Origin of the sequence: Moorena producens PAL-8-15-08-1 (genome assembly GCF_001767235.1) — a bacterium.
GTDB classification, from domain to species: Bacteria; Cyanobacteriota; Cyanobacteriia; order Cyanobacteriales; family Coleofasciculaceae; genus Moorena; species Moorena producens_A.
Genome location: NZ_CP017599.1, coordinates 2,256,387 through 2,278,294 on the forward strand (window position 1 = coordinate 2,256,387; position 21,908 = coordinate 2,278,294).

At 44.4% G+C, this 21,908-nt stretch carries 14 protein-coding genes; 2 read left to right on the forward strand and 12 right to left on the reverse strand.

The window, feature by feature from the left end; genetic code table 11:
• Positions 1-21 precede the first annotated feature (21 nt).
• From BJP34_RS08780 to hemC, 11 genes are all read right to left on the reverse strand, one after another.
• The gene (locus tag BJP34_RS08780) at positions 22-693 is read right to left on the reverse strand and encodes an HAD-IA family hydrolase (protein ID WP_070392017.1); all 672 of its coding nucleotides are present in this window, start codon (positions 691-693) and stop codon (positions 22-24) included.
• A 65-nt stretch (positions 694-758) separates the two neighbouring features.
• Positions 759-1,721 carry a tRNA epoxyqueuosine(34) reductase QueG gene (gene queG / locus BJP34_RS08785; protein ID WP_070392018.1) on the reverse strand — a complete coding sequence of 321 codons (963 nt, stop codon included), beginning with the start codon at positions 1,719-1,721 and terminating at the stop codon, positions 759-761.
• A 64-nt stretch (positions 1,722-1,785) separates the two neighbouring features.
• Positions 1,786-2,529, reverse strand: a complete 744-nt coding sequence (locus tag BJP34_RS08790) for a Stp1/IreP family PP2C-type Ser/Thr phosphatase (RefSeq protein WP_070392019.1) — start codon at positions 2,527-2,529, stop codon at positions 1,786-1,788.
• Positions 2,530-2,751: 222 nt separating this feature from the next.
• Complete coding sequence (locus tag BJP34_RS08795; RefSeq protein WP_229424294.1) at positions 2,752-4,455, reverse strand: ABC1 kinase family protein; 1,704 nt, start codon at positions 4,453-4,455, stop codon at positions 2,752-2,754.
• 172 nt (positions 4,456-4,627) lie between these two features.
• Positions 4,628-4,969 (reverse strand): DUF6825 family protein, encoded by a 342-nt coding sequence (locus BJP34_RS08800; RefSeq protein WP_070392020.1) that lies wholly within the window; start codon positions 4,967-4,969, stop codon positions 4,628-4,630.
• A gap of 298 nt (positions 4,970-5,267) precedes the next feature.
• Positions 5,268-6,557: a serine/threonine-protein kinase gene (locus BJP34_RS45480; RefSeq protein ID WP_070392021.1), complete on the reverse strand. Its 1,290-nt coding sequence runs from the start codon at positions 6,555-6,557 to the stop codon at positions 5,268-5,270.
• 404 nt (positions 6,558-6,961) lie between these two features.
• Positions 6,962-11,011 carry a CHAT domain-containing protein gene (locus BJP34_RS08810; protein WP_083305062.1) on the reverse strand — a complete coding sequence of 1,350 codons (4,050 nt, stop codon included), beginning with the start codon at positions 11,009-11,011 and terminating at the stop codon, positions 6,962-6,964.
• A gap of 185 nt (positions 11,012-11,196) precedes the next feature.
• Positions 11,197-12,624, reverse strand: coding sequence for a glycogen synthase GlgA (gene glgA, locus BJP34_RS08815; RefSeq protein ID WP_070392023.1), 1,428 nt, complete (start codon positions 12,622-12,624; stop codon positions 11,197-11,199).
• Between the two features lie 324 nt (positions 12,625-12,948).
• Positions 12,949-14,097, reverse strand: a complete 1,149-nt coding sequence (locus tag BJP34_RS08820; RefSeq protein ID WP_083305063.1) for an RNA-guided endonuclease InsQ/TnpB family protein — start codon at positions 14,095-14,097, stop codon at positions 12,949-12,951.
• A gap of 26 nt (positions 14,098-14,123) precedes the next feature.
• Complete coding sequence (locus tag BJP34_RS08825) at positions 14,124-14,576, reverse strand: recombinase family protein (RefSeq protein WP_229424452.1); 453 nt, start codon at positions 14,574-14,576, stop codon at positions 14,124-14,126.
• A gap of 215 nt (positions 14,577-14,791) precedes the next feature.
• Positions 14,792-15,760 (reverse strand): hydroxymethylbilane synthase, encoded by a 969-nt coding sequence (gene hemC / locus BJP34_RS08830; RefSeq protein WP_070392024.1) that lies wholly within the window; start codon positions 15,758-15,760, stop codon positions 14,792-14,794.
• A gap of 903 nt (positions 15,761-16,663) precedes the next feature.
• Here hemC and urtA point away from each other — a divergent pair.
• On the forward strand, positions 16,664-20,926 hold the full coding sequence (gene urtA, locus BJP34_RS08835) for an urea ABC transporter substrate-binding protein (RefSeq protein ID WP_267876517.1): 4,263 nt from the start codon (positions 16,664-16,666) through the stop codon (positions 20,924-20,926).
• A 1-nt stretch (position 20,927) separates the two neighbouring features.
• Here urtA and BJP34_RS39120 read toward each other — a convergent pair whose 3' ends face one another.
• Positions 20,928-21,179 carry a hypothetical protein gene (locus tag BJP34_RS39120; protein WP_149030869.1) on the reverse strand — a complete coding sequence of 84 codons (252 nt, stop codon included), beginning with the start codon at positions 21,177-21,179 and terminating at the stop codon, positions 20,928-20,930.
• Positions 21,180-21,391: 212 nt separating this feature from the next.
• On the opposite strand from BJP34_RS39120, the gene BJP34_RS08840 reads away from it, so the two are divergent.
• A complete protein-coding gene (locus tag BJP34_RS08840) occupies positions 21,392-21,805 on the forward strand; it encodes a hypothetical protein (protein ID WP_083305064.1) in 414 nt (137 codons plus the stop codon).
• Positions 21,806-21,908: the final 103 nt, after the last annotated feature.

Sequence of the window (21,908 nt, forward strand, 5' to 3'; positions counted from 1 at the left end):
TAAGTAACAATTAACTAATTGCTAATAACAAACTACTTTTGATTTAACTTTTGATTGATATAAATTAGATACTACTTTAGATAACTCCTGGGGTTGGTCGATCAAAAAATCTGGTTTGTATTGAGCTAGGACTTCTTTATAATTAAATCCCCAACTGACAGCAACTACTTTAAGATTATTTTGTTTAGCTGCCTCAATATCCCTAGTTTCATCTCCGACATAGATCACATCAGCAGGATTTAAATTATGTTTTTTGAGGAATTTACGAATAACTTTTTCTTTTCCAAATATGGGACTGCCTGAGTCAACAAAATCAAAAAGCTTTACCCAAGAATTATTTTCCAGGAAAAGGTTAACGTTATCTGCCGAGTTAGATGTCAATATTCCTAATTTGTAACCTTCAGATTTCAAATCATTTAAAACGTCTATTAGTCCAGGAATAGGAGTTAAACTATGAATATCTTCGCGTAATAGTTTTTGGACTTTTTTCAACAAAAACGGGATTCTAAACCTCGAAATACCCGATTGCTTAATAATTTCCCTAGAGCTTAAATGTCTAACTTGCTCCAATTTTTCAGCTGATGTGGGCTGATATCCAAATTCTCCCGCTAAGCTATTACTAATCTTGACAATGGCAGTAAGGGTATCAGCCAGAGTCCCATCAAAATCAAAAAGAATTACTTTTACACTCATTGAGCAATTAACAATTAACAATTCGCAATTCGCAATTCGCAATTCGCCACCCAAGTAATCAATGACTAGTCAGAGTAGTCAACCGATTTTTGAGATGCATCAATATTAGCTTGGGCATTGCGCCGTAGCATATTTGGCTTAATACGCCGCAGCGCCGAAGCTGGAAACCGTCGATTCCACTCCTGATCAGATATAGTAGCTAATTCCGTGAGTCGAGGAGCCACATTCTCAGGGTAGGGCTGAAACTCTACCACATCAGTTTCTTTAGCAAAACGTTGGTTCCAGGGGCAAACATCTTGACAGATGTCACAACCAGCAACCCAGCCTTCTAAATGGGGTTTAATCGATTCCGGCAAGTTTGCAGCCCGATTCTCAATGGTATGATAGGCGATGCAGCGGTTGGCATCAACGACAAACGGTTTGGTAATAGCACCCGTTGGACAGGCTTGAATACAGCGGGTACAGCTACCACAGTGTGAAGTGTGAGGGGTATCTGGGGTCAAGGCTAGGTTAGTCAACACTTCCCCTAAAAATACCCAACTGCCATACTCCCGCGTAATTACATTACCATTTTTAGCAATCCAACCAATACCTGAGCGCTGCGCCCAGACTTTATCTTGTACTGGCCCTGTATCAGCATAGTAACGCACCTGGATTTCTTCTGCTTGTGCTTGTAACCAAAAGGTCAATTCCTTCAATTTTTTATGCATGACCTTATGGTAATCTCTCCCCCAACCGTAACGGGAGATTTTGCCATATTCAGGGCTTTCGGGACGCTGGTGAGGGGTGTAGTAGTTGAGAGCAACAGAAATTACTGACTCCACCTCTGGCATACAGGCACGAATATCCAAGCGTCGAGGATTTGCCATCCAAGCCATGTCTGCTTGATACCCTAACCCTAGCCAAGCGTTCAAGTTTTGCTGTGCTGAGTCATGATGATCAACATCCACAGCTGCAATGCCGACCTTATGAAAGCCCAGGGAGTGAGCTTTCTGTTTTACCTCAGTGCTAGTAACTGGTATATCCAAGTTGTATTTACAACCTAACTCTACCTGTAAGGTGTGTTAATCACGCACGTTCACCCAACACCTTTCATCCAACACCTTTCATCCTTTCCCCAATCTCTACAATAACCACAGTAATGTTATCCCTACCGCCTTGGTCTTTAGCCGCTTCAACAAGCATAACCAGAGCCTGATCAATACTTGAACTCTCTTGGAGAGAGGAAGCAATCAATTCATCGGAAAGTTCTTCGGTAAGTCCATCGCTACAAAGCAAAAGGCGATCGCATAATTTAACCTCTATCCTATGGACATTGACTTTAGGTAAGTCCTTTCTGCCTAGACATTGAGACAGAACATGACGCCAGGGATGCATCCGAGCCTGTTTAGCTGTCAGTTCTCCCAACTTAACTGCTCTGGCTACCCAGGTGTGGTCTTCTGTAATCTTCTCTAACTTAGAATTTCGGAACCGATAGAGGCGAGAATCTCCTACATGAGAAAACCAACACTGGTTTTGACGGAACATCACCACTACGGCAGTGGTTCCCATATCTGACCGTTCTGGATGAGTTTGCTGATCGTTGAGGATAGCCTGATTGGCCTGATAGATCGCTTGTTCTAGTAACTCATCAGAAGGAGTTTGAGAGTTCCAATCTTTATTCAAATAAGTCTTAATCGCGTCAGTGGCGATTTTACTTGCCTCTTGTCCACCGGCATGACCACCCATACCGTCGGCAACAATAAAGAAGCGACCGTCCGGGTCTATGTAGTAGTCATCTTGGTTAACTGTACGTAGTAAGCCCGGATCTGTAATACCGGCGAAGCAACTTTTCATCACATCGGTTGTTTACTGGCTTGATGCTTTCTGCTCGTCTGTGAGCTTCAGTTTGATTTTGATGGATAGAAACATGATTATTATCGACCTGATTCAGTTGAATTAAGGAAATGTCCAAAGATGTCCGGATAAATGCCGAAATATCCAACGATTTAGCCTCCTAGTACTTGCTACTACAGTGGATAGATCGTGGGATAAGGAGTTATTACGACTTTACAACAACTACAACATCCGATCAAACCGGTCAAGCCGTCGGAGCAACCTAATTAAGGCAAATCCTAACACAGTTGCCACCAAAACGACTACCAAAGCTAGTAGGACATTACCATTTACAAATAAAATGGTAGCCGAAAGGGTGAAGGCACTGATTAATAAAGTATAGTTGGTTCCCAACTGAATACCACTCAGCCGTCGTAAAACCCGGTCTGATTCAATAGAGCGCACTCGAATGCGCAGGTCTCCTCTTTCTAATTTTTCAATAGTACTTTCAATGCGTTGGGGCAAACCTAATGCTGTACTACTCATCTGTGCGGCTTGGCGTCCCAGTTCATTAATAAAGCTATTGTTGTCGGGAGTGTTGCCGTTGGTCATAATCTCTAGTGCAAAGGGTTTTGCAACTTCCATAAAATTAAATTCGGGGTCTAAGCCTTTACCCACTCCTTCCAGTGTAGAAAAGGCTCGCATCACAAATGTGAAGGTTGCTGGGAATCGAAAAGGCTGGCCATAGGCAATTTCGTAGAGGTCATCGCTGATGTTAGTGATCGATTGATCCTCAAAGGGCTTATCCATGAAATTATCCAGCATATACTGAACTGAGCGCCTTACCGGTCCCATATCACTCACTGGTGAGAGCGCACCCAATTCAATTAGGGAAGTCACCACTCGGTCGCCGTCTTTTTGGGCAATGCCAAACAGGGTTTCCATAAGTTGCTCGCGCACATTGGCCTTAATCTGCCCCATCATGCCAAAGTCGTAAAATATCAGGGAACCCTTATGACTAACCGCAATATTTCCCGGATGGGGGTCAGCATGGAAGAAGCCATCATTTAGCAACTGCTGTAGGTAAGCTTCTGCTCCCAGACGAGCGATTAATTTGCGGTCTAGACCAGCTGCTTCTAGAGCTTCGTAACTACTAATCTTAATCCCTGGTAAAAACTCTAGGGTCAAAACTCGTGATGAGGTATAGCGCCAGTACACACGGGGTACCTTCACCCAGTCATACTTACGGAAGTTGCGCCGAAACGTATCTGCGTTTCGGCCTTCATTAAGATAATCAATTTCTTCCCAAAGAATACGACAGCACTCTTCATAAATCCCGCTCCAGTCCCGACCACGCCCCCAGTCTGGATGGTTTTGAAAGTAATAGGCGATCCCCTTGAGAATTTGTAAATCAATGGTAAACAGTTTTTTTAATCCTGGTCTTTGGACCTTAATCGCTACCTCTTCACCACTGCGAAGTTGAGCTTTGTGAACTTGCCCTAAGCTAGCCGCCGCCAGAGGAATTGGGTCAAAAGCACTGAACAGTTCCTTGATGGGCTTGCCTAAATCTTCCTGGATTATCTGCTCAACTTGCTCGTAACTAAAGGCAGGAACCCGGTCTTGTAGTTTGCTCAGTTCTTCTACATACTCACTGGGGAATATATCAGCACGGGTGGAGAATAACTGTCCAACTTTGATAAACGTTGGTCCTAGATCTAAGAATGTATCTCGAATCCAGATAGCTTGTGTTTTGCGTCTATATGCGTGCTTTTGCTCTGTATATCCTCCCCGATAACTCCAAGGTTTACCATCAAGCCACAACCCAGTGATGAGGGTCAAAACAAAACGCCAAATATCAATAAAACGCCTTTGACGGGAGTAATTTTCTTGATTCCACCGATAAGCTTTTTCGCTGTATGGCTTACCTATAGAATTTTGGCTAGACACATTGCGTTCCTGATTTAGTGTAAGGTTAATAGAGTTTTGATAAAGAGCAGACACTCGGATTTATTTGTAAGGTTTTTATCAGATTAATAGGAGGTTATTAAAAAAAGATTATTAAAAAGGATCGAAACTAGTCCCTTTTGTATATACTCTAGGGTAGTAACGATAAATCTGATCAAGATTGCTTGCGATAGTTTTTTAATGCCGTACGCAAGCTGGCAATTTCTGCTCGCAGCTCATCAATCATGGCTTGCAGATCAGCTGGTTTGGATCCTGTTTTCCCTGTGTTACTAGCTGTGTTACTGCCTGTGTTACTAATAGTAGAATCAGCTGCTCCAGCTTCGCGATTGGCACTTTCAATGACCTGATCGGTAAACTGCCGCAGTCGCTCACGCTGCTCAGCATCAAACTTGCCTAACTCACTCAGGGCATTGGTCAGAGCATCCTCGAGCTGCCGATTAATGGCTTGAGCTGCAGCCCTACCCAGAAAAAAGGCATGAATTACAGAGTTACTCATTGATAAGTTTCTTTAGCTTACGTTACAAATTATAACGTACTTGCCCAGGATTATGAGTGAATTAAAATCTAGTTACTTGCCTCGTATATCCTCAGTTTGTGCAATATCCCATGTCGTTATGATTTAAAAATCACCTATTATATCACTTTATGTATTTAAATCTCACAGGGCTTAGGCAGTAACTTTAACTTTTCCTTCGTAGCCCTACTACTTATTAAGCGCGTTTGGTGGCGAGTTCGGGGTCAGTCCTGTGTAAGTCTCAATATTAATAAAGCACCTTGATGAGGTTGAAGGTGTTTCACAGTTGGGGTTCTGACAAAGGCCAATTGCTGCGAGGAGGGAAGGATTGATCGGTGTGGAAGATGGTAGAACCAGGTTCTTTTTGAGAGTTAATTCGCAGTGCGAAACCAAATCCTAATCCGGCTGAGGCGGCAAGGGCACCGGTCATCAGTAGGGCTTTCACTGGGAATCCAGCTTTGGTAGTTTTGAGTTTTGAGGTTTGAGTTTTGAGCTTGGCGTGGACAGTTTTGAGAACAGCTAAGGTCTGAGTGCTCAGTTTTGAAGGCTGAGTGCTCAGTTTTGAAGGCTGAGTGCTCAGTTTTGAAGGCTGAGTGCTCAGTTTTGAGGTCTGAGTGCTCAGTTTTGAGGGCTGAGTCTTCAGTTTTGAGGGCTGAGTGCTCAGTTTTGGGGAAATTAATGACTTTTGCTGAGGACTCAGGACTTTCAACTGAGAACTGCTTTGAGGCACTTTCTCCTGAGTTGGCAGCAGGGATAACCAAGCTTCTACAGTTTTAGGACGTTGATTGGTGACCATGTGCAAGCCACGCCAGACTGCTTGTTTAACTACTGGAGTTAGGTTTTGTGGACATGGTGGTAAGTCCGGCAGGAAAAGAATATAGAAACCTTCCTGGGCATGCAATACTTCCCTGACTGGTGCAGGTAAGGGTGGGTTTCCAGTAAGCAAGCAGTAAAAGGTTGCGGTTAAGGAGTAGACATCGGTTGCCTGGGAAAGTTGCCCTTTAGAAATGTACTGTTCGGGGGCGCTATACCCAGCAGCAATTAAACTGGCGTGGGTTTGCCTTACTCCTAGGGTGAGTTGACTAGTAATACCAAACTCACATAGCACTAGTTTATCGGTATCTTGACGCAGAATGATATTTTCCGGTCTAACATCTAGATGCAGCAAACCCTTTTGATGTAATATGCTCAGGGCATCGCCAATTTGACGAATGTATGGAATAGCTTGGGCTTCTGGAAGCAAGTTGGCTTGGATGAGTTCAGCTAACGTCTGCCCTGGAATATATTCCATGACTAGGTAAGGTCGTTCGGCAGCTTCAAAGGATTCGATGACCCTGACTAAATTCTGATGCTGACAGCTGCTCAAGAGCCTACCAAGGGCAAGAAATTGCCGCTTGAACTGGTCACCATGGGGATGGTGGCACAGATTGTCGCTGAGGGTTTTGATCACGACGGTTTGACCAGACTCAGCGTTTATAGCTAGGTAGGTGATGCTAAAGACACCTTTGCCTAGCTGGCTATGAAGAACATATTTTCCGTTGTGCAAGACTGTGCCTGCCTTTAAGTCCATGAAAGTTCAGTTCAACTCCCACCTATGCTAACCTTAAGTGGTGCAGAATGGTTGACACTACCTAGGTTTCGTTCCTCGCTTTCTAACAATCAAGTATCAAGGAAAAACCAGGATAACTATTACCGAAATTATCAGAGTGGGAGAGTTTGAGAGGGAAAATTCATCCCCGTCCTCTTAGGTCGGGGTATTCTTTTCCCTCTCAAATAGTGTTAATATAAAAAGTAAGGGTCTCAAAAAAACTGGGTATTGACCCTACTCAGCTACCCTTGGTGCGCGGGAAAGTCACGCCCATGGAGATAACAGTCGCGCACGGCTGTGCCTGGGAATCCCCATCCCTGCGACGGGTGGGGAGGTTCAATCAGCTTAATTATTCTGTAGCAGGAGTTGTTAATCAGGATCAAACATTACCAAGGGTTACCAATTAGGGTAAAAGCGCTCCAATAGTAGGGATGTCGTAACTCCACATCTGGCAACTTGGCTAACCCTGCTGGTAAAGGAAAACTGCCCTGATCCGTTACCAACTTCCCTCTCTCCAGACGGACTGTACCCCTGAGCAAATTTAACTGAGCTTTCCGTATAGCCTCGGCTTTCACTGGGACTTGCTGTAATTTTTCGTAAAACGTTGTCATTAGCCCCAGGGTACCCTCATCGCTGACATACCAGAGACTTCCCAATGCGGAATTGACCCCCGCTAACACTGCTAGACCGGCAAATCCTAATTCGGCTTGCTCGTCTCCTAAGGCAGTACGACAGGCACTTAAGACCAACAACTCTACCTTAGGCTTATTTAAACCTAGTTTATGGAGCTGGTTAAGTTGCAGCTTGGTATCCCACAGCTGGATGTAGGAATTACTGGGCTTACCGGCTAGGAATTCACTATGGGTAGCCAAATGAACGATACCGAAGGGTTGTGAGGCACGAGCTTTTCTCAAATTTGCTACGGTGAACGCTTCGTTAAGTAAGGCCTTTCCTGACCACAGTTTTTCTGTAACCATCGATAACTCTACAGGAACGGCTGGTAATGGGTTTTTGTTCTTAAAGTGGGATGCTCCCATGGCCAAAACTTGAAATTGCCTAATGTCTACATAGTTCATGTTGGTTAATGATAGAGTTGGCATTAAACCAAGGCTATATCGTTCTACAAGAAACCCAGTGCCATCATGGAGTGCTGCCATGGGTAAAGAGCGCAAACCAACGTCCATGATAAAGGCAAGATTATTTATTTTTTGGGCTTTTAGCTCCTGCTCTACCGGATCAATCAACCAACGATACAACTGCTGAGCCAAGGGTAGGTAGACATTTGCGCTTTCGAGATTGGTGATACTCCTTTGGAATTCCCGAGCAACAGAGAGAACTTGCGATCGCGTTGCTCCCTGCACCTGTTTTCGAATTACTGTTCCCGTAGCCGTAACGACTAGTAATTCCAGCTCTGTATCGAGATTTTTTTCCCAGTGTGATCTAGTCTTTTGCTGATTTTCCGTTGTCTCTGGTTCCGGTTTTATTGACGTCAATCCCTTGGAATTAAATGGATTGCCCTTAGTCGTTTCCGGTTTAAATTCCGGTTTAAAGAACAGGTAAATTAGCGCAGGTTTGAGTCCAGTAATAGTTTCAATTTTGCCTAGGTGGGCTTGGGCTTCTTCCAGGGTTACTATGGGAGTGTTGCTAATTCCTAGATGTTTTTCAAACGCATAGGTGAAGCCTCCCTCAATTTTTTTGACATCGGCTTCTGCTTCTAGTCTAGAGTTAGAGGATTTACTGGTAACTGGCTGTGGGAGGGATTGTGCCCTTGATTGACTACTATTAGTACTATTAGTATTAGTAATCTCTGCTATAGTCTGTGGTGCTGGTTGATTGTAATAAATGTTTATAAAATTCGATTCAGGTGTAAACTTAATAAACTCAAGGTTTTTGATATTATAATGAGGTTCTAATGTAGTATTTTTAGGGTCTATTTGAGTGTATTCTGTATTGGTAGCAATTGCCTGAGGCTTTGGTTGAGTAAGAATTGGGAAGGATTGAATGGACTGCTGAGATACTTGAGGGCGACTGGGGAGTATATTAGCCTGATTTGAATAGGGATTGGTAGCCATTGCTTGAGCTTGGCTAGTGGAATTTGGAATCAAATTGGTAGCCATTTCTTGAGCTTGGCTAGTGGAATTTGGAATCAAATTGGTAGCCATTTCTTGAGCTTGGCTAGTGGAATTTGGAATCAAATTGGTAGCCATTTCTTGACCTGGGCTAGTCAAATTTGAAGATGGCTCCCCAGTCTTAATTTCTAGATCACCATTATCTGACTTGTAGATCGAAAAGGATTCTAGGGGAAGAATGGTAGAATCACCTGTAGAAATAGCTCCCTCTGTACCATTAGTAATACTATTTCCCACCTCAAAGGGGGTTTGCCCGTTTCCCCCATGACTGATGGTGATTTTTCCTCCACCATCTCCCCCAACTGTAGCAATGCTGACTGCTGTTTCTTTGCCCTCGATTAAGGTGTCAAACGTTCCAGTGGCTCTAAAAAAACCTTCTGTGGTAATTTCCACATTGCCGCCTTTGCGATCGCTACCACCTTGGGCATTGATCCAGCTAACCTGAATATTACTGCCATCGAGGGTAACATCCCCTCCCTTGCCAACTGTTGTTGATGAGTTAAGCTCTTCTGTGCTCAGAGCCTCAGACGCTTTGATTTTAATCGCTCCCCCATTTGTCTTGATATCACCTAGAGTGACATTAACGCCATCAATGGTGATATCTCCAGAAAAGTTCAGAGACACGTTAGGGGCGGTAATATCATTACTAGCATTCAGAACAATGTTGCCCAAAACTTGTTCTAGGGCATTCGCGCCAACGGTAAAGCCAGGTGACCTCCTATCCGCCGACAAAATTTCGATCAGATCAAAACCAAGGGGATTATCTGCTAGCTGCTGACCAGCAATCCCTGTCCCAGGTACAATAGTAATGTTATTGTGGTCAAATGTAATCTTGCCATTTTGACCAAGAGGGGCGGTGAGATCAACTTTTTTGCCATCAAATATCAAAGTCTGTTGGCTAGATATCTCAACTGTCCCACCATCTGCGGACAATGAAGTTTGTGATTCAGCGCCACGGGCAGTAATCTCCCCGTAGAATGCTGTGGTTTCCTCTGACCAGACAGTAACTCGACCTCCGTCTCTATTTGGAGCTTTTCCATCAGCCTTAATCACGGAATCACGGCTAACAAAGGTGCGATTGGCATTTAGTTTTACATTGTCTGGATTGTCTTGGGGGTGCTTCCCAATCCACACCTGGCCACCATTACTGCCAGAAGAGTCAATGGTGGCATTAATTAAAGCAATGCGATCGCCTAATACTGTTACACTGCGTCGCCTAAGTTCTAGGTTGGAAACATCTAGGGTACCCGAGACAATGGTTGTTCCTGTCTGAGTGGGAACTGTGGTGCCAGAATCCGTCAGCTGTACTGTTTTGGAATTGGCACTGAGTCCAGTCTCAACGCCTTGGGCTGGTCCTGTCAGTAGCGCTGGTATATCTAGTGCGGTAATTAACGACGGTTGCCCATCTAGTGTCCGAGGGGGGTCAATCTCTAGATTCAACAAATTTCCAGATTGAGAAATCTTAACCAGACTCTCCCCTGGTACAGCAGCGATAGTAATATTGCCTCCCTCTGCCTTCAGTTTCCCAGTGTTAATCACACTACCCCCGATCAAGGCGATCCGTTGATTGTCTGGCACTTCCAGCTCACCAGCGTTAATGATACTTCCAGGTTGGGCTAAATCAAAGGCAAAGCTAGTGGGGTCACCAATTAAGTTCTGGTAATTATTATTGTCGCCAAAGGCATCAAACCAATTCCCGTCCCCAAAGCCAATCCCAGTGGCTGTGGTTGCTGTAAAGGAAGCAGGGACATCCAGTCGAGCATCAGCCCCAAAAACAATCCCAGCTGGATTCATTAAGTATAAGTTAGGGCTGCCACTGCTTGTGATTTTAATTAGACCATTAATAATTGAGGGATTACCGCCTACGACTCGCCCCAAAATATTCCTAACCTGGGGATTATTAGAGATAAAATTGGCAATCTGACCGGAATCGAGTCCAAATTGATCAAAACTGTGGAACAGATTCGGTTGATCGCTACTAGAGAGGCTACCACCAGTGATATCGAAGCCTTGATTATTAGGAGTTACAATAGTCCCTGCACTGTCTTCTGCTGAGGTGATTTGTGCTATTGCTGGTAGCCCACTTGGGGAGAGCAACATGGCTACCCCCCAGGGCATGACTTGAGATAGAGATAAGCGGTTGAGCAATGAAGGAGAGATTTTTCGGTTAGAGCCTTGAGGGGGGAAAATCTTGCCCTCATTACGGCTCCACCGCCCTTGGTACTTAGAATTGCTGCCCTTGGGTTTTACTACCGGTTTCCCCATAATCTTCATAGCAACCCTTAACGTTCTCTGTCTAGTACTCATGCAGTCTAGTCGTCATGCACCTAGTTGGAAACAGCTGTAGCACCAATCCACTAGGGGAAGGTGGTGCTAATTTCACGCTTATTTAAAACTAAAATAGCCATGGTAAAATAGCCATGGTAAAATAGCAATCCTTAGTGATCACTGATCACAGTACCAGAATAGGTGTAACTTGTGGAATGTTCTGTCTAGCTGACAACAACTAAATCGTTGTATTGTGGTAACTGCTGGGGTGCTTGTGCAGGTAATCCTAAAATATCTTGGTACAAATTGATATATTGCTTGGCTGACTTCTGCCAACTAAAGTCTTGGCTCATAGCTCGTTGCTGCAAACTCCGCCATTGTTTCTTGTACCGGAAACCTTCCCAAGCTCTAACCATACAAGTATATAAATCTAAGGGTTCGTAGCGGTCAAAGCAGTAACCTGTGCCAGTTTGGTTGATAGGATCATGGTGGTAAACTGTATCCACCAAACCGCCAGTACGTCGTACAATGGGGATACAGCCGTAACGCATGGCCAGCATTTGGCTAATCCCACAGGGTTCAAAGCGGGAAGGCATTAAGAATACATCACTACCAGCATAAATCCGTCGAGCTAGAGGATCGTTATATAGGATTTGAGCAGACATTCGTCCTGGATAGCGGGATGCGATTTCCCACAGTTGGGTTTCATAGTAGCGCTCTCCCGTACCTAGGACTAAAAATTGACAATCGGTGTAAGCTAGGAAACCCTGTAAAACTTGAACCAGCAGGTCAATCCCTTTCTGTTCCACTAAACGGGAAACCATACTGATCACACAGGTATCAGGGTTGATAGCTAAGCCGACTTCTTTCTGGAGGGCTACTTTGTTTTTGCTACGGATATCGAGAGTATCAGCGGTAAAGTTGTGAGGAATGTAGTTATCGGTTTCGGGATTGTAACTTTCTGTATCAATCCCATTGACAATTCCAACAGTTTTACCACTGATAAATGACAGCAAACCTTCTAAGGACTCACCGTATTCAACACTTTGGATTTGTTGAGCATAGGTGGGCGAAACAGTATTTACCTGGTTAGCATACTGGACAGCTGCCGCCATAGTATTATGACCTTGCATATACCAGGGACACCAAGTAATTTCTTCTAAGCGCCAGCGCTGGGGGCCTTGATAAGCCAGGTTGTGAATTGTGAAAACTGTGCTGATATCTGATGATTGGTGCATCCAAACGGGAATCATGCCCGTGTGCCAATCATGGCAGTGAATAACATCCGGCTTCCAGTAGTTCCAAGCAAACTCAGCTGCACCATTGGCAAATAGGGTGAATCGCCAGTCTTCATCATCTCCAGAGTAGATTTGGCGACCAGCAAAGGCAGCATGACCAAATAGGTATAAGGGGACATCAGTATTTGGTAGTAGGGTTTCAAACACATTGAAGTGTTGAAACATAGCATTACCGGACCACACTGGTTCCTCTGGAATCACCATTTTATCGGGCAAAAAGCCGTAGTAAGGCATGAAAATTCGGACATCGGGTCCCAATTGCCTCAAGGTTTTGGGTAATGATCCCACTACATCCCCCATACCGCCAATTTTCGCGATGGGAGCTGCTTCCGCCGCAACGAATAGAATCTTCATCTGTTAGTTGTCAATTATTGGTTCTTCGTGCCTTTGAAATAGCTGCGAGCTTGAAGGATGAAGTGGATTAGATGAAGCCTGAAACATGGAGCAGAGCTTTTCAGGAATTGACCTTTAACTCTTCTGTTGACTTGATCAAAGAACCTTCAGCTTTCCAGCTATCCTAGCTTACTCTAGCCGATACTTTTTAGCTACCAAAATCTACCAAAGTAGACTTTAGCCCGCCAATGCAAGCTGATTTTTCAGCCAGGGTGTATCTACCAAAGCTCTCAGGAATATCCCGCGAGCGCCATTGATGTCACGTTCGCGAAGCGTGACCTTCGGTCAATCCATTACTTGACCATCAATTTTCGATTTAATAGTCTTGCTGCCGCCAATGTTAACTATCTCGCCCGTCCAACTAACCGTTTTGCTGGTATAAGCTTCGCAGACATCAACAACAATCTTTCCGGTCTCAGATGCTTTTTGTTTTAGAAACTCTTTGAACCGATAATGGCCAAAAGAAAGCATATTGCGAACCGTTTTAGATCTAAGTTTTCGGTTGCGCTTCTTGGACATCTGAGACGTCTCAAAGGTAGGGAGCAATATTACATCAAAGTTGTCAACCAGGAATCTAGCCGCCTTGTGATGTAGTTCATTTACTAAGCTCTGAATCCTGATCACCATCCTTCTGGCGGCTTTTCTCATTCGGTATTTTTGTTTTCCCTTAGCCTTACTGATCTTTGAAATCAGATTATCTAAGTGTTGACATAGACGCTGAATCCCAGAAAAGTCACCATGTCCTATTTTGCCAACGGAAGTCTGGCTAAAAAATGTCAAAAAAGTTCTAACACCAGGGTCTAACGCTACAACCCTACCTTGGTTTTCGGTTTTAATGTGGGCTGTTTTGTAAGGGACTACTAGGTAATAGTTCCCGTTGGTGCTAGTCAATCTACAATCACAAATGTTGTCAGGAAGTGTCTCAGCAAAGGTCAATGCACCTAACTTTGTGTGGTAAATTCCTTTGACAGAAACCGCCGATTTAGGAATGTAGCAAGACTGAACAGGATTTTTCCTAGAACGGAATCGAACCCGATTAATTTGTCTAGTCTTTTTGTACTTTTTCTTGGCCTCCCTAACGGCGGTGCAAGCATCCTTAATCGCTATAGACTTGATTTGATAAGGTACTGCTTTGCACCAGTCAGGAAGGTCATTTAAGATATCAGTTTTAATGGCTTTCCAGTTTGCCTTGATTTCGCCATTCTCTAGGATTTTGACGGTTTTATTGAAGACATAACGGGACACTCCAAACCAGTGGCGGACAATTGCACGCTGTTCAGAGTTTAGGAACACTCTTATCTTCTTTGATTTTTGCTCCGTATTTTCGAAGTTTGTGTACTCGACAAGAGAAGACGTGAATGATGGAGAGAAGATCTGCTGTGAGTTCTGCTTCTCGACAACTTTCAGGGTTGTCGAGAACCAAGAGTTTTCCACCGTTGAGACTGACCGGAGATGAAACCTTAGAGTAGTGCAGCCTTACTACAAAACCAAGACCCTATGCTGCATAATTTACCAACTATAAAGGCTGCACTACTCTTACGGTAACTTCTAACCAAGTACTCAAAAAGTTCAAACCCAAATCGGGTGAGTCGGTCTCTACAGGCAACAACAAGTGTGAGTTGATCGCCGCGCATAAGTCGCTCCAGTATGGCTTTAAGACCAAATCTTTTGTAGTTGAGTCCTGAACCGATGTCAAAGATGATTTCCGCTTCCGGGAACAGAGAGTGCATATATGCGACAAGTCTGGCGAGGTCGTCAAATTGTTTGCTGCTGCTGACCCGGCAATAACAGATGGTAGCTGACTGTCTTGACTGTTTTCGACCTTGACTGAGCCAGCTTTCTGTATCGAAAAACCTTGTTCCGCTTGGCGTTCGCTCACATTTGATTGTGCCATTATCTGCATACTTCCTCAGAGTGTTCCTTGAGAGTCCCGTAAGTTCGACCGCCTTAGCTCGGGTACGAGTGCCATGGCTTTAATCTACCAAAATATGGAATATTTTGGTAGATTAAAGGATATTTTTAATAACTGTTACACAACCTTTTCCTACAGTGAAAGCGGCTTTGCGAAAATTATAAAATCTATAGCGCTTATAACCAGACTTGAATTGACTGTTTAGCTCCTATATTCCTATTCCCGCTCGATTTGAGCCAAAATTTCATCCAAAATCTCTTGTGCTCCCTGTTGTTTGAGTTTTTGGGCAAGTTCGATTCCCAGATTTTCTGCCTGACTCGAATCCCCTTGAATCGTATCTTTGACAACTTTTTGCCCATCCACACTAGCGACTATAGCTGTTAGGGTTAGGGTATCGCCTTCCAACTGAGTGTCTACACCGATCGGAACTTGACAGCCACCTTCGAGTTCCCTTAATAATGACCGTTCTGCGTAACAGCGTTGAGAAGTGGGGGGATGTGCGATCGCACTGAGCAGTTCTAAGACTTCTTGATCATCCTCACGGCATTCAATTCCCAAAGCCCCTTGTCCGACAGCATGGAGCGAGATCTCCGGTGGTAAAATTTGGTGAATGCGATCGCTCATGTCCAGTCGTTGTAGCCCAGCTACTGCTAAAATCAGTGCATCGTAGTCACCAGCATCCAGTTTAGCCAGTCTGGTGTTTAGGTTCCCTCTGACATCTTTAAAACTCAGATGGGGAAAATGGTAGCGCAGCTGAGCCAGCCGTCTGAGGGAGGAGGTTCCAATTATGGAGCCTTCTGGCAACGTTTCTATCTGTTTATCTTGGTGCTTTTGGTGCATTACTAAAGCATCGGCGGGGTTCTCCCGTTCTGTGACGCACCCTAACACCAACCCTTCTGGCAATCTGGTCGGCAAGTCTTTGAGGGAATGCACCGCAAAATCGATCTCATCCCTAAGCATTCCCAATTCCAGTTCCTTAGTGAATAACCCTTTATCCCCAATCTTAGATAAAGCCACATCCAGGATTTTATCTCCGTGGGTACTCATGGTCTGGACTTCAAACTCTCGGTCTGGAAAATGCTTTTTCAGTTGCTCTTGTACCCAGTAAGTCTGAATCAGAGCAAGTTGGCTTTTCCGAGAACCGATGCGAATTGTCCGGGCAGGACTGGTAACGGTAGAGGTCATAGGGCTGTCAATTTCTACAAGGCTGATCAATTTACTTGTTCTAGACTACCGCACAAGGTGACGTTTCCGTTGCCATTTTTGTAATTAGCTATTTTTCATTTGTCATTTGTCAAAAACTAAGGTGTAGTATATAGCATTTATCAAATAGGTGAGGTACACAAGGCCAGGGATTTTAGGTAACTCGAATCCACCCTACTGCCTTTATTAAGGCGGGAAGATAACAGGAAACTTCGGAGCTGGAAACAGGGACAAAGTTCTGTGTACTTCATTACTCTTAGAACCACTATAACTCAATACTAATGACTCAAAATTTTACCTACTTTAGTGGTGGGATGAGTTAACCTTTATCAGCGACGCCAAAATTTTTTTCAGTGATAGTATTCAAAGAGACATCATCGGTTTGTAAACAATTGTATAGTGGTTATGTTGAAATATATTGAGTTCACAGGAAATTTTAACTTACTTATACTATTGTTGTACTAATTGGTTGAGGTGCAGTGTCATTGACTTGCGGAGGGAACAGGTAAAAGGTGGGAGGGAATAAAAGGTGGAAATTACAACTAAACTTTATAAATTTTTCCTAGACTTTGCCGTTTTTCTCTTGATTCTCTAAATTTTACTTCTATGACCACCACTGCCACATCAACCAAGGCATCTTCGATGGGTTGTGTAAATAGTTAACGGGTTGACCCGAAAATATTTCCTTTACCCCCAGGGAAATTCCTCCCCTAACACGGTTTTATCCTAACTTAATCAGGGTGCTCGCTACATTCGCACTTATATAACATTGATTATTTAATAGTAGGTCACGTCGCCTGCGGTTGCTGAGTAAACGCAGCGTGAGAGGCTGATGGGTGCTTAAAAGTTAAAGATTTGCAAATAAATATTGCAGGAATTTAAGCAATGCCAAGTTTCAACACTGATAACCCCTGTATACGAGTTGGTATATTGCATTCGCAGCGGGGTACTATGGCAATTAGCGAAGCCCCCCTGGTGGAAGCTGAGCTGATGGCGATCGCAGAAATTAACCAAAGCGGAGGAGTTCTTGGTCAACGTATCGAAGCGATCGTAGAGGATGGTGCATCGAAGTCAGCAGAATTTGAGAGCAAGGCCAGAAAACTGATTCAAGAGGATCAGGTAGCCACAGTCTTTGGCTGCTGGACGTCTGCTTCTCGTAAGGCAGTTTTGCCGGTATTCGAGGTGTTAAATTCTCTGCTATGGTACCCCCTACAATATGAGGGTCTGGAATGTTCCCCAAATATTTTTTATACCGGGTCTTGTCCAAATCAACAAATTGAACCAGCGGTGAACTGGCTGGTGAAAAATTACGGTAAGCGATTTTATCTGATCGGTAGCGACTATATTTTCCCCCTGACTGCCAACAAAATTATTAAAGCGCAACTGAAACAACTGGGGGGAACAGTGGTTGGGGAAGATTACATCCCTCTAGGCACTCAAGATATGGGTGAGGTGATCACCAAAATTAAACAGGTTCGACCAGATGTGGTCTTCAACACCCTCAATGGTGACAGTAATCTAGCCTTCTATCGCCAGTACAAATCCTCTGGAATTACAGCTGATGACATTCCGATTATGGCAGTGAGTGTGGCTGAGGCGGAACTACAAAGGATAGGGGATATAGCGGCGGGACATTATGCCAGCTGGACCTATTTCCAGAGTCTGGACACTCCTAATAATCAACGGTTTGTCCAGAATTTTCAGCGTCGTTACGGAGCTAACCGAGTGACTAGTGACCCCATTGAAGCCGCCTATGCCCAGGTTTACCTCTGGAAACAAGCCGTGGAATCCGCTCAATCATTTGAGGTAGACCGGGTACGGGTGGCAGCTTATGGTCAGAAATTTGATGCTCCCGGAGGATTAGTCCAAATCGAACCGAATCACCATATTGGTAAAACATGCCGGATTGGGCGGATTTTGCCTACTGGACAATTTGAAATTGTCTTTACCAGTGAACGTCCGATTAAACCTCTACCCTGGTTAGGGGTTGAAACCTATAACTGTGCCTGTGATACACAAACTCACCAATACAATAGGTCGTCTAGTGGGACACCATTGATCGAACCCTACAGGACAAATGTCGTGATTGAATTATTGGCTGAGGTTGCTCAATGGATTGAGAAAGCTAGGTATCTAGAGACCAATGCACAAGCATTAGAAATGGCAACGGAACAGTTGAAACATGAAATAGTTGAGCGGCGACGAATTGAAGCAGAACTCCAGAAAGCGTTCGATGAGCTGGAGCTAAAGGTTGAACAACGCACAGCTGACTTAAAAGCATCTAATGCTCAGCTAATGACGGAGGTGCGAGAGCGTGAGCAAGCTCAAGAAGAACTAAGGGCAGCTAAAGATCAGTTACAGGCCGTGTTGGAAGCGGTACCGGGGATTGTCTCTTGGATTAACTCGGATTTGCAATACCTAGGTGTGAATCGCCATTTAGCCAAAACGTTTAACTTGCCCTCAGAGGGGTTTGTGGGTCAAGACATTGGGTTTCTTCAGGCTAGCTCAGAGTTTAATGACTTTGTCAAGGAGTTTTTTGCCACTCCAGAACAAGATGCTTGCCGAGAGGTCTCGGCTATCGTCAATGACGAAAAGCGAAACTATGTAATTGTTGCCCAGAAGTACCATCAAGGCTCAGCTGCTTTCACCGTTGGGATTGATATTACCGAACGTCAGCAGGCTCTTGATGACCTGCGCAAGACCAAAGATCAGTTACAGGCCGTCTTGGAGGCAGTACCGGGAATTGTCTCTTGGATTAGCTCAGATTTGCGCTACTTGGGTGTGAATCGCCATTTAGCCAAAACCTTTAACTTGCCCCCAGAGGCTTTTGTAGGTCAAGACATTGGGTTTCTCCAGGCTAGCTCAGAGTTTAATGACTTTGTCAAAGAGTTTTTTGCTAGCTCAGAGCAAGATGCTTCCCGAGAGGTTTCAGCTATTGTTAATGACGAAAAGCGAAACTATGTGATTGTTGCCCAGAAGTACCATCAAGGCTCAGCTGCTTTCACTATTGGGATTGATATTACCGAGCGTCGGCAAGCTGAAGAAGCGCTGAGGCAAGCTGAAGCGAAATATCGCAATATCTTTGAAAATGCTGTAGAAGGTATCTTCCAAACCACCGCCTCAGGACGTTACCTCAGTGCGAACCCAGCTTTAGCTCGCATCTATGGTTATGAGTCCCCAGAAGTATTAATTAATACTGTAACGAATATTGAGCAGCAACTTTATGTTGATCCGAACCGTCGCTCCCAATTCATCCAGTTATTGGAAGAAAATCCTACCTTAGTGGATTTCGAGTCCCAAGTCTATCGCCAGGATGGCAGTTTGACTTGGATTTGCGAAAATGCCCGTGCCATTAAAGATGAAGATGGCAATCTGCTGTATTACGAAGGTACTCTAGAAGACATCTCTGAGCGTAAGCAAGCTCAGGAAGCCTTGCAAAAAGCCAATGAAGTGTTAGAAACCCGAGTGGAGGAACGAACAGCAGCACTACGGGACGCCAATCATCAACTACGGATTGAGATTGTAGAGCGCAAGCACATCGAAGCAGCACTACGTAAATCCGAAGCTGAGTTGCGGGTACTGTTTGGGGCGATGACAGATGTGATTACCGTTTTTGATGCTCAAGGACGATACATGAAAGTAGTCTCGACCAATTCTGAGGTTTTATATAGTCCAACGACCGAACTACTTGGTAAGAGTGTCTACGAAGTTTTGCCCCCCAAGCAAGCTGAACTTTTTGTCACCCATATCCGGCAAGTCTTAGATACTAAACAAACCCTGAATATAGAATACAGTTTACCTATAGGACATTATGAACTAGCAAGTATAAAGGATGAAATTAGTTCTAAATCAGACTTTAATGGCCAAAAAATTTCGGAATTTGATGACCAAAAGCTAGTGCATGAAACTAACAAATATTATCACAATTCATCCGATTATGAAAAATTTTCGGAATTCAATGGCCAAAAGCTAGTGGGGCAAACTGACCAAGCATTTCATACTTCACACTATCCCGGTCATAATTCCCAGGTGTGGTTTGCTGCGAGTGTCTCACCCTTGCCAAACAATTGTGTGATTTGGGTCGCTCGTAATATTACGGAGCGCAAACGGGTTCTAGATGCACTCCAGGAAGCTGAAGAGAAGTATCGTAGCATCTTTGAAAATGTGGCTGAGGGGATTTTTCAGATTACACCGGATGGGCAGTACCTGAGTGTCAATCCAGCTTTAGCTCGGATGTATGGCTACTCTTGCCCAGAAGAAATAGTGGCTAAAGTGACCGATATTGAACAGCAACTCTATGTCAACCCCAACAGCTATGCTGAGTTTATTGCTGCTGTTGAGGAGCATGGTGCTATCTCGGATTTTGAAGCTAGGGTTTATCGACAAGATGGCCAAATCATCTGGACCTCTCAGAATGCTCGTGTTGTGCGTGATGCTCAAGGGAAACTACTGTACTACGAAGGCACTGTAGCCGACATTACCAAGCGCAAACAGGCAGAAGCAGCACTGAGAGCTGAACAAGAAAAGTCGGAACACTTGTTGTTAAATATTCTACCTCAGTCCATCGCCCAACGATTAAAACAAGAGCCAAAAGCTATTGCGAATCGCTTTGACGAAGTAACAATTCTGTTTGCTGATATTGTGGAGTTTACCAAGCTTTCTGCTCGCATCTCTCCCACAGAATTGGTTAATCTACTTAATCAAATTTTCTCAAGCTTTGACCAACTAGCGCAGCACCATGGATTAGAGAAAATTAAGACCATTGGAGATGCCTATATGGTTGTTGGTGGTCTACCTAACCCTAGGGATGACCATCCAGACGCGATCGCAAACATGGCATTGGATATGCAACAGGAAATTAGTCGTTTCCAGCGAGATGATGGAGAACCATTCCGCCTGCGTATCGGGATTAACACTGGTCCTGTGGTAGCTGGGGTAATCGGTATCCAGAAGTTCATTTATGATTTGTGGGGGGATGCGGTTAATGTGGCATCTCGGATGGACTCTCAAGGGGAACCTGGGAGAATCCAAGTTACTGCTAGCACTTACGAGCGTTTACGAGACAAGTATTTGTTTGAAGAGCGAGGGATTATTAATGTTAAGGGCAAAGGAGAGATGATCACCTATTGGCTGACTGGAAGAAAGTGAGTCATTGTTGTTCGCGTAGCGTGGCCAAAGGCCAAAGGTTGTTCGCTCTTGGCGTCCGAAGTAGGGTGAGTTGAGGGTTGTTCGCGAAGCGTGGCCAAAGGCCAAGGTTGAGGGTTGTTCGCGAAGCGTGGCCAAAGGCCAAGGTTGAGGGTTGTTCGCGAAGCGTGGCCAAAGGCCAAGGTTGAGGGTTGTTCGCGAAGCGTGGCCAAAGGCCAAGGTTGAGGGTTGTTCGCGAAGCGTGGCCAAAGGCCAAGGTTGTTCGCCTTTGGCGTTCCCGTAGGGTAGGTTGACCCCCTGCCGATCTTTGGGGGGATCAAAGCTTGACTGTTAACTAGTTATTACCTGATACATCTTCCATCGGCCTCTGCTTTTGGATAGAAATTTTTAGCCAGGTGTTCCTTTACGGAGTCTGATGGGAATCCTAGAGGAATAAATATTTCTGATTTACTAAAATCTAGGTTAACCATGAGCAGAGTTTCTGTTACCCAACAGATTGGTTTGATGTTAGGTATCTCCCTGGTGTTCGGTAACTGTTTTGCCAGTCGCAGTCTTGCCCAAACACTATTTGAACTTGATGGTCGTGCTTACTTGGTGGGAGCTGATGGTGCTTTCCTGGGTTTAGTGTCTAGTAACCCTGGGGAGGAAAAGTCGATTTGTAATCAGCTAGGGGATTATGGTAATCTGTCTGGCGAAAATAGTGTGTGGAATCGGGAGGGAAATTATGGGAGTTCTAAGTCACACCTCAGTGCCTATAACCCCAGCACAGAATTACCCCCTGCAATTTATTACAGAAAGGCTCAAATCGGATTTTTGACGGTAAACCCACAAATCAAAAATTCTTTTGATCCTGATCTGTTATTCCAGGCTTTCTGTAAATAACAGGTTCATCGGTTTTCATTAATCACCCTTCCTCCCCTTCTTTAACAAAAGAATAACGAGGGGATAAGGGGAAGAAGTTAGGCGCTTTCGCCCTTCGACATCT